Here is a 13,241-nt window from a genome sequence, read left to right on the forward strand (position 1 = left end):
ACATGATGACGGCGGGATCGCTGATGGCTCCCCGAGCAGGACTCGAACCTGCGACCCAGTGATTAACAGTCACTTGCTCTACCAACTGAGCTATTCGGGAACGGCTGGCTGAATCAGCGTGGCGTGCTCCGAATCGGTGGCTCCCCGAGCAGGACTCGAACCTGCGACCCAATGATTAACAGTCATTTGCTCTACCAACTGAGCTATCGGGGAATGGCCTCGAGCACGGTGCGTAGTATACGGATCGCTTCCGGCAGGTCAAGGACCGATTGGTGCGGCGGGTAGCCGGCGCCGATCCCTCGGCCCAACGGAAGGCCACGAACGACAGCGCCCGCTCGCGGGAGGCGAGCGGGCGCTGTCGACATGTCTGGTGGCTACGCCCTGACTCGAACAGGGGACCCCATCATTATGAGTGATGTGCTCTAACCAACTGAGCTACGTAGCCTTTTTCACTCACCCGAGAGGCATCCCGGGCAACGGGGGTGAATTATGCACGGCCCCCGCCGCCAAGGCAAGCCTTGATCGGGCTCAGCCTTCGAGGCCGAGCTCGGACCGCACCGCCGGCAGCGCCGGGTCGCCGTCACGGGTGGTCACGCCCTCGAGCCAGCCGTCCAGCACCTCGGGATTGGCCTGCAGATAGTCACGGGCCGCTGCCCGGGGGTCCGCCCCTGCATCCATGATCTCGCCCATCAGCCGGTTCTCCATCTCCAGGGTGAACTCGAGGTTCTCCAGCAGGGTGCCGACGTTGCCGCACTCTTCGGCGTAGCCGCCGCGGGTGTTGGTGTAGACGGTGGCTCCGCCCAGGTTGGGGCCGAAATAGTCGTCGGCCCCTTCCAGGTAGGCCATGTCGAAGTTGGTGTTCATGGGGTGCGGCTCCCAGCCGAGGAACACCATCCACTCCTCGTTGGGCACCCGCGCCCGCAGCTCGGCGAGCATGCCGGCCTCGCTGGAATCGACCAGCTGCCAGTCGCCCAGGCCGAAGGCGTCGTCGTCGATCATGTCCTGGATCAGCTGGTTGCCGTCGTTGCCCGCCTCGATGCCGTGCAGCCGCGAATCGAACTGCTCGGCATGCGCGTCGAGGTCGGCCACCGAGGTGACACCGGCGTCATGGACATACTGCGGCACCGCCAGGGTGTACTTGGCCCCCTCCAGATTGGCGCCAAGACGGTCGACGCTGCCCTCCTCGATGTAGGGATCGCTGATCGAGGCCATGGACGGCATCCAGTTACCCAGGAAGACATCGAAATCGCCGTTCTTCATGCCCGAGTAGGCAATGGGCACCGAGACGGTATCCACGCGGGTCTCGTAGCCCATGGCCTCGAGCACCTCGGTGGTCAGCGCCGTGGTGGCGGTGATATCGGTCCAGCCCACCTCGGCGAAGCGCACGGTGCTGCAGCTCTCAGGCTCGGCAGCGGAAATCGGTGAGGCAGCAAGGCCCAGCGCCACGGCGCCCAGGCCCAGGGTCATGCGGTGCGACAGGTTGGTGTTATTCATCGGTTTCCCTCCGGTTGGACACTTGAGTATAGCCGCGGCGGCAAGACCGGCGGCGGCCCTTTATTGATTGAACGTTCAATAAAGAAATGGCAAGCTGTGCACATGTTAACCACGTCTCGCGGTGTGGTTGCAAGACGAAACCAGGAACAGGAGGCCGCAAGGTGCCCAAGGTCGGAATGGAACCCATCCGTCGACAGCAGCTGATCCAGGCAACGATGACCGCCATCGACGAGGTTGGCCTGGCGGATACGACGGTGATGCGCATCGCCCGTCACGCCGGCGTCTCGGCGGGGATCATCAGCCACTACTTCGGCGGCAAGGATGGCCTGCTGGAAGCCACCATGCGCCAGATCCTCCACGATCTGGGCGAAGCGGTGGCGACCCGCCGCCAGGCCCTCGACGACACCAGCCCGCGCGCTCACCTGGGAGCGATCATCGACGGCAACTTCGACCGTAGCCAGGTCACCGGCGCAGTGGCCAAGACCTGGCTCGCCTTCTGGGCCAGCAGCATGCACCAGCCACGCTTGGCCCGCCTGCAACGGGTCAACCACCGCCGGCTGCACTCCAATCTCTGTCACCAGTTCCGTCGTCTGATGCCGCGCCAAGAAGCTCACCGTGCCGCTGCCGGCCTGGCCGCGGTCATCGACGGGCTCTGGTTGCGCGGGGCCCTGACCCCGGGCAGCCTCGACGCCGACGGCGCCAGCCGCCTGGCCCATGCAGCGCTGGATCAACTGCTCGCCGGTCATGATCGTCCGGTCCACGCCCTGAGCATCAGCTAGGCCGACACCCCCGACACCCACATGGCCCGAACAGGAGGCCCCATGGCACAGCTCGACACCCAGCTTCTCTACATCGGCGGCCGCCACGTGGCCGCCACCTCCGGCGAGACCTTTGCGGTCGTCAACCCCTTCGATGGCAGCGTGCTGGCCAAGGTGCAGCACGCCGCCGCGGCCGACGTGGATGCCGCCGTGGCGGCGGCGCGCGAGGGCCAGCGCGTCTGGGCCGCCATGAGCGGCATGGAGCGCGGGCGCATCCTCAACCGCGCCGTGGCGCTCTTGCGAGAACGCAATGACGAGATCGCCGAGCTCGAGACGCGCAACACCGGCAAGCCGATCAGCGAGACCGTCGCAGTGGACATCGTCACCGGGGCCGACGTGCTGGAGTACTACGCCGGCCTGGCCGCGGCCATCGAGGGCACCCAGATCCCGCTGCGCGAGTCGTCGTTCGTCTATACGCGTCGCGAGCCGCTGGGCGTTGTCGGCAGCATCGGCGCCTGGAACTACCCCATCCAGATCGCCTGCTGGAAGAGCGCCCCGGCGCTGGCCGCGGGCAACGCCGTGGTCTTCAAGCCCAGCGAAGTGACCCCGCTGACCACCCACAAGCTGGCCGAGATCTTCACCGAGGCCGGCATGCCCGACGGCGTGTTCAACGTCGTCCAGGGCGACGCCCGAGTGGGCGAACTGATCACCGGCCATGCAGGCATCGACAAGGTCTCCTTCACCGGCGAAGCGGGCACCGGCAAGAAGGTGATGGCCGCAGCCGGCGGCTCCACCCTCAAGGAGGTGACCATGGAGCTGGGCGGCAAGTCGCCGCTGATCGTCTTCGCCGACGCCGACCTCGACCGCGCCGCCGATGCCGCCATGATGGCCAACTTCTACTCCAGCGGGCAGGTCTGCACCAACGGCACGCGCGTCTTCGTCGAACGCTCGGTGAAGGAGGCCTTCGAGGCCAGGATCGCCGAGCGCGTGGCACGTATCCGGGCCGGCGACCCGCTCGACCCGAACGTCAACTTCGGCCCTCTGGTGAGCTTCGAACACCAGGCCAAGGTGCTCGACTACATCGCCCTGGGCAAGCAGGAGGGCGCCCGAGTGCTGGCCGGCGGCGAGGCCTGGGACCAGGGGAACTACGCACAGGGCGCCTGGGCTGCCCCCACGGTGTTCACCGACTGCACCGACGACATGCGCATCGTGCGCGAGGAGATCTTCGGCCCGGTGATGGCGATGCTGGACTTCGACGATGAGGCGGAGGTGATCACCCGCGCCAACGCCACTCACTATGGCCTGGCGGCGGGACTCTTCACCGAGAGCCTCAACCGCTCCCACCGGGTGATCCACCGCCTGCAGGCCGGTATCTGCTGGATCAACACCTGGGGCGAGTCCCCCGCCGAGATGCCGGTGGGCGGCTACAAGCAGTCCGGCGTGGGTCGCGAGAACGGCCTGGAGACCCTCTACCACTACACCCAGACCAAGTCGGTGCAGATCGAGATGGGTCCCTTTGAATCGGTGTTTTAAGGAGACTCCATGTCCCAGATTCGTGAATTCGACTACGTCATCATCGGTGCCGGCTCCGCCGGCAACGTGCTTGCTGCGCGGCTCACCGAAGACCCAGCCGTCCAGGTGCTGCTGCTGGAAGCCGGCGGCCCCGACCACCGCTTCGACTTCCGCACCCAGATGCCCGCGGCGCTCGCCTACCCGCTGCAGGGCAAGCGCTACAACTGGGCCTTCGAGACCGACCCCGAGCCGCACATGGACGGCCGACGTATGGAGTGCGGCCGCGGCAAGGGACTGGGCGGTTCCTCGCTGATCAACGGCATGTGCTACATCCGCGGCAACGCCCTGGACTACGACAACTGGGCCAAGACACCGGGCCTCGAAGACTGGACCTACGCCGACTGCCTGCCCTACTTCAAGAAGTCCGAAAGCCGCGACATCGGCGAGAACGCCTACCACGGCGGCAACGGGCCGGTGAGCGTGACCACGCCGAAGGCCGGTAACAACCCCCTGTATCGCACCTTTATCGAGGCGGGCAAGCAGGCAGGCTACCCGGAGACCGAGGACGTCAACGGCTACCGGCAGGAGGGCTTCGGCCCCATGGACCGCTTCGTCACGCCCAATGGCCGGCGAGCCTCCACATCCCGCGGTTACCTCGACCAGGCCAAGGGGCGCGCGAATCTCACCATCGAGACTCGCGCCACCACCGACGTCGTCGAGTTCGAGGGCAAGCGTGCCGTGGGGGTGCGTTACCGTCGCCAGGGACAGGCGCAGCAGGTGATAGCCCGCCGCGAGGTACTGCTGTGTGCCGGGGCCATCGCCTCGCCGCAGATCCTGCAGCGCTCCGGCGTGGGCCCGGCCGACGTGCTCGATGAGTTCGGTATCACACCGGTGGCTGTCAACGACAACGTCGGCGCTCACCTCCAGGACCACTTGGAGATGTACATCCAGTACGAGTGTACCCAGCCCATCTCCCTCTACCCGGCGCTGAAGTGGTACAACCAGCCCAAGATCGGTGCCGAGTGGCTCTTTCTCGGCCGCGGCGTGGGCGCCAGCAACCAGTTCGAGGCGTGCGGCTTCATTCGGTCGAACCACGAAGAGCCGTGGCCCAACCTGCAGTACCACTTCCTGCCCATCGCCATCAGCTACAACGGCAAGAGCGCGGTCCAGGCCCACGGCTTCCAGGCCCACGTGGGCTCCATGCGCTCTGAGAGCCGCGGGCGCATACGCCTCACCTCCCGCGACCCCGAGGCGGCACCGAGCATTCGCTTCAACTACATGTCCACCGCCAAGGACTGGCAGGAGTTCCGCGACGCCATCCGCCTGACCCGCGAGATCATCGCCCAGCCCGCCTTCGATCCCTACCGCGGCCGGGAGATATCCCCGGGGCCGGACGTGCAGTCCGACGCCGAGTTGGACGCTTTCGTGCGCGCCCACGCCGAGACCGCCTATCACCCCTGCGGCAGCTGCCGCATGGGCGAGGGTGATGACGCCGTGGTCGACGGCGCCGGACGCGTCCACGGCGTGGAAGGCCTTAGAGTGGTGGACGCCTCGCTTTTCCCGCTGATTCCCACCGGCAACCTCAACGCGCCGACGATCATGCTGGCCGAGAAGCTTGCCGACCGGATCCGTGGCCGCGAGCCGCTGCCGCGAAGCGATGCGCCCTACTTCGTGGCGAACGGCGCACCCGCCCGGAGCACGCCGCTGCGCGAGGCCGGCTGAGCACCAACTGCCACCACGCGACGCGCCCCGCGCTGCTCAGGCAGCGCGGGGCGCTTTCCAGTAGTAAGCTGCAGGGCTTGCGAAGCAGGCTACGGCAAGGGGCGCCGGGGGCAGGCCGGAGAGGGGGTCATTTGTCAGGGATGACAAATGTAGCGCCCAGGGTTCACAGCGCCCCCTCGCAGGCCTGCCGCAGGATCAGCCCAGGGAAGCCTCCATCCTGCTGGCCGGTTGCATGGGAATGGGCTAGTCTGCAAGAATTCGAACAGATGTTTGAATTCTTGCAGATGATAACGACCTGGAGACGCCCATGCTCACCCTGATCCTGCTCGTGCTGGCCGTGGTCGGCCTGCTCGTCGTGATGCGCCGCGAGGCGGGCGCCCTGCCCGCCGTGGCCGTGCTGGCCGCCACCGGCGTGGCGAGCCTGCTGCTCGCTTCGACCCTGCTCGGCGTGCTACTGCTGGCGGGCGCCCTGGCGGTGGCCGCCGGCGGCCTGCCGGCGCTGCGCCGTCGGTGGCTCACCCCACGGCTCTTCGCGCTGTTCAAGAAGGTCGCACCCAAGGTTTCCGACACCGAGCGCATTGCCCTGGAAGCCGGCAGCGTGGCCTGGGACGGCGAGCTGTTCACCGGCCGGCCCGACTGGCAGCAGCTGCTGGGCTACCGGGACGACGGCCTGTCGGCGGAGGAGCGCGCTTTCCTCGACCACCAGTGCAACGTGGCGGCCGGAATGTGCAATGCCTGGGAGATCGCCAAGGAGCGTGCCGACCTGCCCCAGGAACTCTGGGACTACCTCAAGCAGGAGCGCTTCTTCGGCATGATCATCCCGAAGGCGTATGGCGGCCTGGGCTTCTCGGCCAAGGCGCAGTCCCTGGTGCTGCAGAAGCTCGCCATCAACGAGATGCTGATGGTCACCGTGGGCGTGCCCAACTCGCTAGGCCCGGGCGAGCTGCTGCTCAAGTACGGCACCGATGCGCAGAAGAATCATTACCTGCCGCGGCTGGCCGATGGCCGCGAGATTCCCTGCTTCGGCCTGACCGGCCCGCGCGCCGGCTCGGATGCGACCGCCCTGCCGGATACCGGCGTGGTGTGCAAGCAGAGGGTCAACGGCAAGGACATGCTCGGCGTGCGCCTCGACTTCGAAAAGCGCTGGATCACGCTCGCCCCCATCGCCACCGTGGTGGGCCTGGCCTTCCGGCTTTTCGACCCCGATCACCTGCTCGGCGACGAGGCTGACCGCGGCATCACCCTGGCGCTGATCCCCCGCGACACCGAGGGCATGGAGATCGGCCGCCGCCACCACCCCATCGGCAGCCCTTTCCTCAACGGCCCCATCAAGGGCAAGGACGTCTTCGTGCCGCTGGATACCATCATCGGCGGCGAGGCGATGATCGGCCAGGGCTGGCGCATGCTGGTCGAGTGCCTTTCGGTGGGCCGCTGCATCACCCTGCCCTCCGGCGCCACCGGCACCGCCCGCTACGCCATCGGCTGGAGCGGCGGCTTTGCGCGCATCCGCCGCCAGTTCAACGTTCCGGTGGCGGAGATGGAAGGCATCCAGGAACCGCTCGCCCGCATGTCAGGCCTCTTCTACATCGCCCGCGCGGCGGTCTATCAGACCGCCAACACCATCGACCATGGCGAGCAGCCGGCGGTGCCCTCGGCGATCCTCAAGAGCCAGCTCACCGAGTTCCAGCGCCGCATTCTCGGCGACGCTATGGACATCCACGGCGGCAAGGCGGTGACACTGGGGCCGCGCAACTACTTAGGGATAGGCTACAGCGCCAATCCGGTGGCGATCACCGTGGAAGGCGCCAACATCATGACCCGCAACCTGATGATCTTTGGCCAGGGGGCGATCCGCTGCCATCCTTACGTCCTCGAGGAGCTGGCCGCTCAACAAGCCGACGACCTCCACGCCTTCGACCAGGCCGTCTTCGGCCACGCCGGGCTGATCCTCGGCAACGCCGCCCGCGCCTTGACCCAGGGGCTCGGCATCGGCCATGCCACGACACCCTTCGACGCCACCGCCGCTCCCTATGCCCAGGCGATTGCGCGGCTGTCTGCCGGCTTCGGGCTGTGCAGCGATGCCGCCATGGCCAGTCTCGGCTCGAGCCTCAAGCAGCGCGAGATGCTCTCGGCGCGCCTCGGCGACGTGCTTGCCAACCTCTACCTGGCCTCGATGACCCTGAAACAGTGGCACGAGGGTAACCAAGTGGCCGGCGAAGCGGCCCTGCTGCACTACGCCTGCCAGTTCCTGCTGGAGCGCGCCGAGCAGGCCTTCGACGAGCTCTTCGACAACCTGCCCAGCCGCGCCCTGGGACGTGCCCTGCGCGTGCTGGTGATGCCGCGGGGCAGGCGTTTCAAGCGCCCCCATGACGACCTGACCCGCGAGATCGCCCAGGCGGTCTCCCAGGATACCGCCCTGCGTCGCGCACTCCTCGGGACCGCCTGGCAGGCGAACGACGGCAGCCGTGACAATCCCCTGGCGCACTACAATGCCCTGCTGGCGACGCAGGAGCGCGCCGAGTCGCTCTACCGTCGGGTCAACAAGGCCCATGCCAAGGGCGAGATACCCGCCACCGCTCTGCACCCCGAGCAGCGGGTCGAAGAAGCGCTCAAGGCCGGCATCATCAGCGACGACGACGCCACCTTCATGCGCGAGCGCGAGGCCGAGGTACTCGAGCTGCTCAGCGTGGACGACTTCGAGTACGACGCCTTCGTGATCGACAAGTCCAAGGTGCTACGCCACCCTACAGCGGCCACACCAACAGGATCATAGGAATGGCCAGCGCCACCACTAACATCGACAGCGGCACCCCCAGCTTCCAGAAATCGCTGAACCGGTAGCCACCGGGCCCCAGCACCAGGGTGTTGGACTGGTGGCCGATGGGCGTGAGAAAGGCGCAGGAGGCACTGACCGCCACCGCCATCAGGAAGGGGTCGGGGGAGACGCCGAACCCCGAGGCCAAGCTGGCCGCGATGGGTGCCATCAACAGTGCCGCCGCCGCATTGTTGATGACGTTGGACAACATCATCGACAACGCGAACAGGGCTAGAAGCGTTACCACCACCGGCCAATCACTGCCGAAAACGAGCAACCCATCGGCAACCAGCGCCGCCCCGCCGCTGCTCTCCAGCGCCTCGCCCACCGGTATCATCGCCGCCAGCAACACCAGCACCGGCCCGTCGATGGCCTGGTAGGCGTCGCGCAGGGGCAACACGCCGATCAGAAGTGACAGCAGGGCCGCCAGGGAGAGCGCCACCGCCGCCGGCAGCAGATCCAGCACCATGGCAAGGATCGCCGCGGCAAAGACGGCGATCGACATCAGCAGCAGGCGGGGCTGGCCCAGCGTCAGGTTGCGACTGGCCAGCGGCAGGCAACCGAGCGTGCCCAGACTCTCGGAAAGCTCGCTCTCCCCGCCTTGCAGCAGCAGCACATCGCCGGCGCGAAAGCGGATGTCGCGCAGACGCTGCTTGAGGCGTCCCCCGTCGCGAGCCACCGCCACCAGGTGCAGGCCGAACTGGTTGTGCAGGCGCAGCTGGGTGACGGTGCGATTGATCATCATGGAATCGTTGCGCACCACCGCCTCGACGAGCTGCAGCCCCTCGGTATCGACACGCGTCCTCTTCTCCTTCTCCTTGCCCTGCCCCTGGCGCGCCTGGTTCTGCGCGGCTTTGGTTGCCGCTGCCTCATCGCCCCCCTCTTCGTCAGCCGGCTGGGCCCCCACCCTCAGGCCCGCCTTGTCCTCAAGCAGCTTCATCTCCTCGGGTCCCGCTTCCACCAGCAGGATGTCGCCCTCGCGCAGCTGGCCATGAAAGGCGTGCCCGGCCCGCCGCGTCTCGCCGCGCACCACCGCGAGTACCGGGATGGTCTCCTCCAGTTCACGGTGCAGATCGGAAAGCGTCCAGCCAACCGCCTTGGCGCCCTCCTCCACCTCCAGTTCCACCAGGTAGTTGGCGGTATCGAACATGGCATCGGTGGTGGCCTTCCCGGCCCGCCGTGGTACCAGGCGCCAGCCCACCAAGACAATAAAAGCGAAGCCTGCCAACGCCACCGACGCCCCCACCGGGAAGAAGGCGAACATCCCGAAGGCCTCGCCCGTGAGGTCGCCGCGATAGCTGGCAATGATGATATTAGGGGGTGTGCCGATGAGGGTGGTGAGCCCGCCGAGCAGCGAGCCGAAGGCGAGCGGCATCAGCAGCAGCGACGGCGAGGCATCGTGCTCACGAGCCAGGCGCATGGCTACCGGCAACAGCAGGGCCAGGGCGCCGACGTTGTTCATGAACCCGGAGATCACGACCACCGTGCCGATGAGCGCCACCAGCTGGAAAAAGAGCCGATCGCCGACCTTGAGCACCTGGTCGGCGATCACGTCCACCAGGCCGGAGCGTTCGAAGCCGCGACTGAGCACCAGCACGGCGGCCACGGTGATCACCGCCGGATGACCGAAGCCGAGAAACGCCTCGCCGGCTGGCACCAGGCCCAGCAGCACCGAGCCGAGCAGCGCCAATAGCGCTACCAGGTCGTAGCGAAAGCGCCCCCAGACAAAGGCCATCAGGGTCAGCCCGAGCACCAGAAACACCAGGGTGCTGTCGGCCATGCGGTCACCTCCCTGTGATGATGGGTTGCCGACAGCATCGCCAGCCAGGCCGTTGGCGGACAAGTCCTTTTGGCATTGTGGGCAAAAAAACCCGGCCGAGGCCGGGTCGGTCACGCGGCAGGGAGTTACTTCCTTGCCATCTTCTCCAGCATGGCGTTGACCGCCTCGAGGTGCTCCGGCTCGTTGTGGCACGAGCCCTGGAAGACAGCGCAGAGGTCGAGGAAGTCGGGCAGCGCCATGCGGCCGCCCTTCTTCATCAGCCGCTTGGTGAGCCGCGTGGCCTTGGGCGGCTGGGCGGCGATGCGCTCGGCCATCTCCCGGGTACGCGCCATGAGCGCCTCGGGCTCGGTGACCTCCAGCACGATGCCGTAGTCGCGCGCTTCCTCGGCGTCGATCACCCGGCCGGACAGGGTCAGCTCGAAGGCGCGCTGGTAGCCGATCAAGCGCTGCAGGTACCAGGCGCCGCCATCGCCGGGAATGATCCCCAGGTTGAGGAAGGTCTCGCCGAACTTGGCCTTCTTCGAGGCGAGACGGATATCGGCCATGTTGGCGAGGTCGAAGCCGGCGCCGATGGCCGGGCCGTTGACGGCGGCGATGATCGGCACCTCCACGGCGTCGAGGGCCAGCGGCATGCGCTGGATGCCGCGCCGGTAGCGCTCGGCCACCTCGGCCGGGTCGCCGGCGAAGTCGCCGCCGCGGCTCGCCATGTCCTTGACGTTACCACCGGCGGAGAACGCCGGCCCGTCGCCGGTGATCACCAGCACCGAGACGGCGTCGCAGTGGTTGACCCACTCCGCCACGGCGACGATATCGTCGACCAGTGCCGTGCCGGTCAGGGCGTTGCGCAGGTCGTGCCGCGCCAGGGTCAGGGTGGCGATGCGCCCCTCGAGTTCGAGTCGGGCATCGGTCAACTCGGGCAACGTCGGTGTGCGTGCGTGGCTCATGCGGTGGCCTCCAGATCGCTGTCTGCCGGCGGCAGGTCGCGTGCCACGATAACCCGGGCGTCCACCACCGCATAGCCGTCGGCACCCACGATGACCGGATTGAGGTCGAGCTCGACGAGCTGCGGGTAGGCCTCGACGAGGCGCGACACCGTGAGCAGCAGCTCGACCAGCGCTTCCTTGTCCACCGGCGCCTCGCCGCGCACGCCGCCGAGAATGCGCTTTGCCTTGATCTGCTCGACCATGCTGCGGGCGTCCTGGCGCGACAGCGGGATGGCGCGAAAGGCCACGTCCTCGAGGATCTCGACGAAGATGCCGCCCAGCCCGAACATCAGCACCGGGCCGAAGATGGGATCGCGGATCACCCCGAGGATCACCTCGACCCCCTTCTTGGCCATGGGGGTGACCAGCACGCCCTCGATATCGGCATCCCGATCGTATTGAAGGCACGACGCCAGGATCGCCTCGCGCGCCTCCCGCAATGCCGCCTCGCCCTTCAGGTCGAGCTTGACCCCGCCGGCATCGGACTTGTGCAGGATGTCCTTGGAGACCACCTTCATGGCCAGCGACGTGCCGGCGAAGTGTGCCGCCGCTTCGGCCAGTTCGTTTTCGCTGCGCACCAGGCGCTCCTCGGGCACCGCGACACCGTGTCCGCGCAGCAGCTCCTTGGCCTCGTACTCGAAGAGGTCGCGTCCCTGCACCTGAGCACGATGGAAGAGCGCGGCCAGCTCGGGCTTGGCCGCCACTGCGGTCTCGCGCGTCTCGCGCTGGTTCTGCGCCAGATAGAGGCCGCGCTCCCCCAACGCCGCCAGTACCCGTACAGAGTGTTCGATCGAATCGTAAACGGGAAGCCCCGCCTCGTGCAGGCGGCGCAGCGCCGGCGGCTTGATCGGCGTGTAGAGGCTGTAGATCACCAGCGGTTTGTCAGTGGCATGGGAGAGATCCACCATCGCCTCGGCGCCGCGCATCTCGTCGCCGAGCAGCGACTCGGCGAAGCGGATGCTGTAGCCACCGAACATGCCCACCAGGAAGACGCTATCCACGTTGTCATCGGCGGCGACGATCTCCATGCAGGTAGCGAGCAGCGAGGGATGGGCGTCGGTGGAGCCGGCCACGTCCACCGGGTTGACGGTGGAGGCCTGGGGGAAGAGCACCTCGCGCAGCTTGGCACGCGTGGTCTCGCTGAGCTCGGCGAGGGTAAGGCCTGCCTCGGCGAGGCGGTCGGAAGCGATGGTGGCCTGGCCGCCACCGTCGGAGATCACCGCCACCCGCTTGCCGCGCGCCTTCTGCAACAGGCCCAGCCCTTCGGCCACCGGCAGGATCTCGTCGGACTGGTGCACCACACTGACCCCGGACTGCTTGAGCAGGTCCACGGTCATGGCGTAGCTGCCGGCGAGCGCCCCGGTGTGGGAGCTCGCCGCCTTCTGCCCGGCTTCGGTGGCGCCGGACTTGTAGACCACCACCGGCTTCATGGCGGTGACCTCGCGGGCCACCTCGAGGAACTTGCGCCCGTCGCGGAAGCCCTCCACATAGAGCGTCGCCACCCGGGTCTGCTCGTCCTCGCCCAAGTAGCGCAGATAGTCGTTGAAACCGATATCGCTCTGGTTGCCCGGCCCCACGTAGGTTGAGAAGCCCACGTGGCCGTTGTGCTGCGCCTCCAGTGCCAGCGACAGCAGCATGTTGCCCGACTGGGAGATGATGCCCACGTCGCCGGGCTTGACGCTGTCCAGTGCCAGCAGGTTGATCCGGTGGTGCAGGTTGAAGATGCCCGAGGTGTTGGGGCCGATGATGCGTATCCCGTGGGCACGCGCCTTGGCCATCATCTCGCGTTCCAGCTCGGCGCCTTCACCGCCGACCTCGGCGAAACCGCTGGCGAGTATCACCGCGCCCTTGATGCCGCGCCGACCGCACTCGGCGATCAGGCCCGGCACCATGGCCGCCGGCGTGCAGATCAGTGCCAGTTCCGGGTTGCCGGGAATGGCCGTGACCGAAGGCCACGCCTTGATGCCGAGGATCATGTCGGCCTTGGGATTGACCGGATAGATCTCGCCCGCAAAGCCATCCTTGACCAGGCCGACCATGGCCTTGTAGCCACGCTTGGTGGGGTCGGCGGAGGCCCCGATCACGGCGATGCCGCGGGGGGCCAGGATATCGTGCAGGGGACTGCGGGTGGGAAGATGTCCTTCGATGGGATTCATGGCGTTGTTACCTGTGTCTTC

8 protein-coding genes and 3 tRNA genes are annotated in these 13,241 nt (G+C 67.2%); 4 read left to right on the forward strand and 7 right to left on the reverse strand.

Annotation, left to right across the window (positions count from 1 at the left end; all coding sequences use genetic code 11):
• Positions 1–24: 24 nt before the first annotated feature.
• The 4 genes from FEF15_RS12825 to FEF15_RS12840 all read right to left on the reverse strand — a co-directional run bounded on the left by FEF15_RS12825 (position 25) and on the right by FEF15_RS12840 (position 1,494).
• Positions 25–101: transfer RNA gene (locus tag FEF15_RS12825), tRNA-Asn, on the reverse strand.
• Between the two features lie 36 nt (positions 102–137).
• A tRNA-Asn gene (locus FEF15_RS12830) sits at positions 138–213 on the reverse strand.
• Positions 214–368: 155 nt separating this feature from the next.
• Positions 369–445, reverse strand: a tRNA-Met gene (locus FEF15_RS12835).
• An 83-nt stretch (positions 446–528) separates the two neighbouring features.
• Complete coding sequence (locus FEF15_RS12840) at positions 529–1,494, reverse strand: choline ABC transporter substrate-binding protein (RefSeq protein WP_240454163.1); 966 nt, start codon at positions 1,492–1,494, stop codon at positions 529–531.
• A gap of 161 nt (positions 1,495–1,655) precedes the next feature.
• On the opposite strand from FEF15_RS12840, the gene betI reads away from it, so the two are divergent.
• The 4 genes from betI (at position 1,656) to FEF15_RS12860 (ending at position 8,259) form a co-directional block, all read left to right on the forward strand.
• Positions 1,656–2,273, forward strand: coding sequence for a transcriptional regulator BetI (gene betI, locus FEF15_RS12845; protein ID WP_205598531.1), 618 nt, complete (start codon positions 1,656–1,658; stop codon positions 2,271–2,273).
• Positions 2,274–2,315: 42 nt separating this feature from the next.
• Positions 2,316–3,785 carry a betaine-aldehyde dehydrogenase gene (gene betB, locus FEF15_RS12850; RefSeq protein WP_163559566.1) on the forward strand — a complete coding sequence of 490 codons (1,470 nt, stop codon included), beginning with the start codon at positions 2,316–2,318 and terminating at the stop codon, positions 3,783–3,785.
• A 9-nt stretch (positions 3,786–3,794) separates the two neighbouring features.
• Positions 3,795–5,486: a choline dehydrogenase gene (gene betA, locus FEF15_RS12855; RefSeq protein WP_163559567.1), complete on the forward strand. Its 1,692-nt coding sequence runs from the start codon at positions 3,795–3,797 to the stop codon at positions 5,484–5,486.
• 307 nt (positions 5,487–5,793) lie between these two features.
• Positions 5,794–8,259: an acyl-CoA dehydrogenase gene (locus FEF15_RS12860; RefSeq protein ID WP_163559568.1), complete on the forward strand. Its 2,466-nt coding sequence runs from the start codon at positions 5,794–5,796 to the stop codon at positions 8,257–8,259.
• Here FEF15_RS12860 and FEF15_RS12865 read toward each other — a convergent pair.
• The 3 genes from FEF15_RS12865 to FEF15_RS12875 form a co-directional block, all read right to left on the reverse strand.
• Positions 8,231–10,081, reverse strand: a complete 1,851-nt coding sequence (locus tag FEF15_RS12865) for an SLC13 family permease (protein ID WP_163559569.1) — start codon at positions 10,079–10,081, stop codon at positions 8,231–8,233. The two genes, FEF15_RS12860 and FEF15_RS12865, sit on opposite strands and share 29 nt — an antisense overlap.
• Positions 10,082–10,206: 125 nt before the next feature.
• Complete coding sequence (locus tag FEF15_RS12870) at positions 10,207–11,025, reverse strand: enoyl-CoA hydratase-related protein (protein ID WP_163559570.1); 819 nt, start codon at positions 11,023–11,025, stop codon at positions 10,207–10,209.
• Positions 11,022–13,220, reverse strand: coding sequence for an acetate--CoA ligase (locus FEF15_RS12875; RefSeq protein WP_163559571.1), 2,199 nt, complete (start codon positions 13,218–13,220; stop codon positions 11,022–11,024). Before FEF15_RS12875 ends, FEF15_RS12870 begins: the two co-directional genes overlap by 4 nt.
• Positions 13,221–13,241: the final 21 nt, after the last annotated feature.

The organism is Halomonas sp. NO4 (genome assembly GCF_010994375.1).
GTDB lineage: Bacteria > Pseudomonadota > Gammaproteobacteria > Pseudomonadales > Halomonadaceae > Halomonas.

Bases quoted from the DNA above. Each gene is read 5' to 3' on its own strand.
- FEF15_RS12840 (WP_240454163.1), bottom strand. From the start codon at position 1,494: ATGAATAACACCAACCTGTCGCACCGCATGACCCTGGGCCTGGGCGCC.
- betB (WP_163559566.1), top strand. From the start codon at position 2,316: ATGGCACAGCTCGACACCCAGCTTCTCTACATCGGCGGCCGCCACGTG.
- FEF15_RS12870 (WP_163559570.1), bottom strand. From the start codon at position 11,025: ATGAGCCACGCACGCACACCGACGTTGCCCGAGTTGACCGATGCCCGA.
- FEF15_RS12865 (WP_163559569.1), bottom strand. From the start codon at position 10,081: ATGGCCGACAGCACCCTGGTGTTTCTGGTGCTCGGGCTGACCCTGATG.
- FEF15_RS12875 (WP_163559571.1), bottom strand. From the start codon at position 13,220: ATGAATCCCATCGAAGGACATCTTCCCACCCGCAGTCCCCTGCACGAT.
- betA (WP_163559567.1), top strand. From the start codon at position 3,795: ATGTCCCAGATTCGTGAATTCGACTACGTCATCATCGGTGCCGGCTCC.
- FEF15_RS12860 (WP_163559568.1), top strand. From the start codon at position 5,794: ATGCTCACCCTGATCCTGCTCGTGCTGGCCGTGGTCGGCCTGCTCGTC.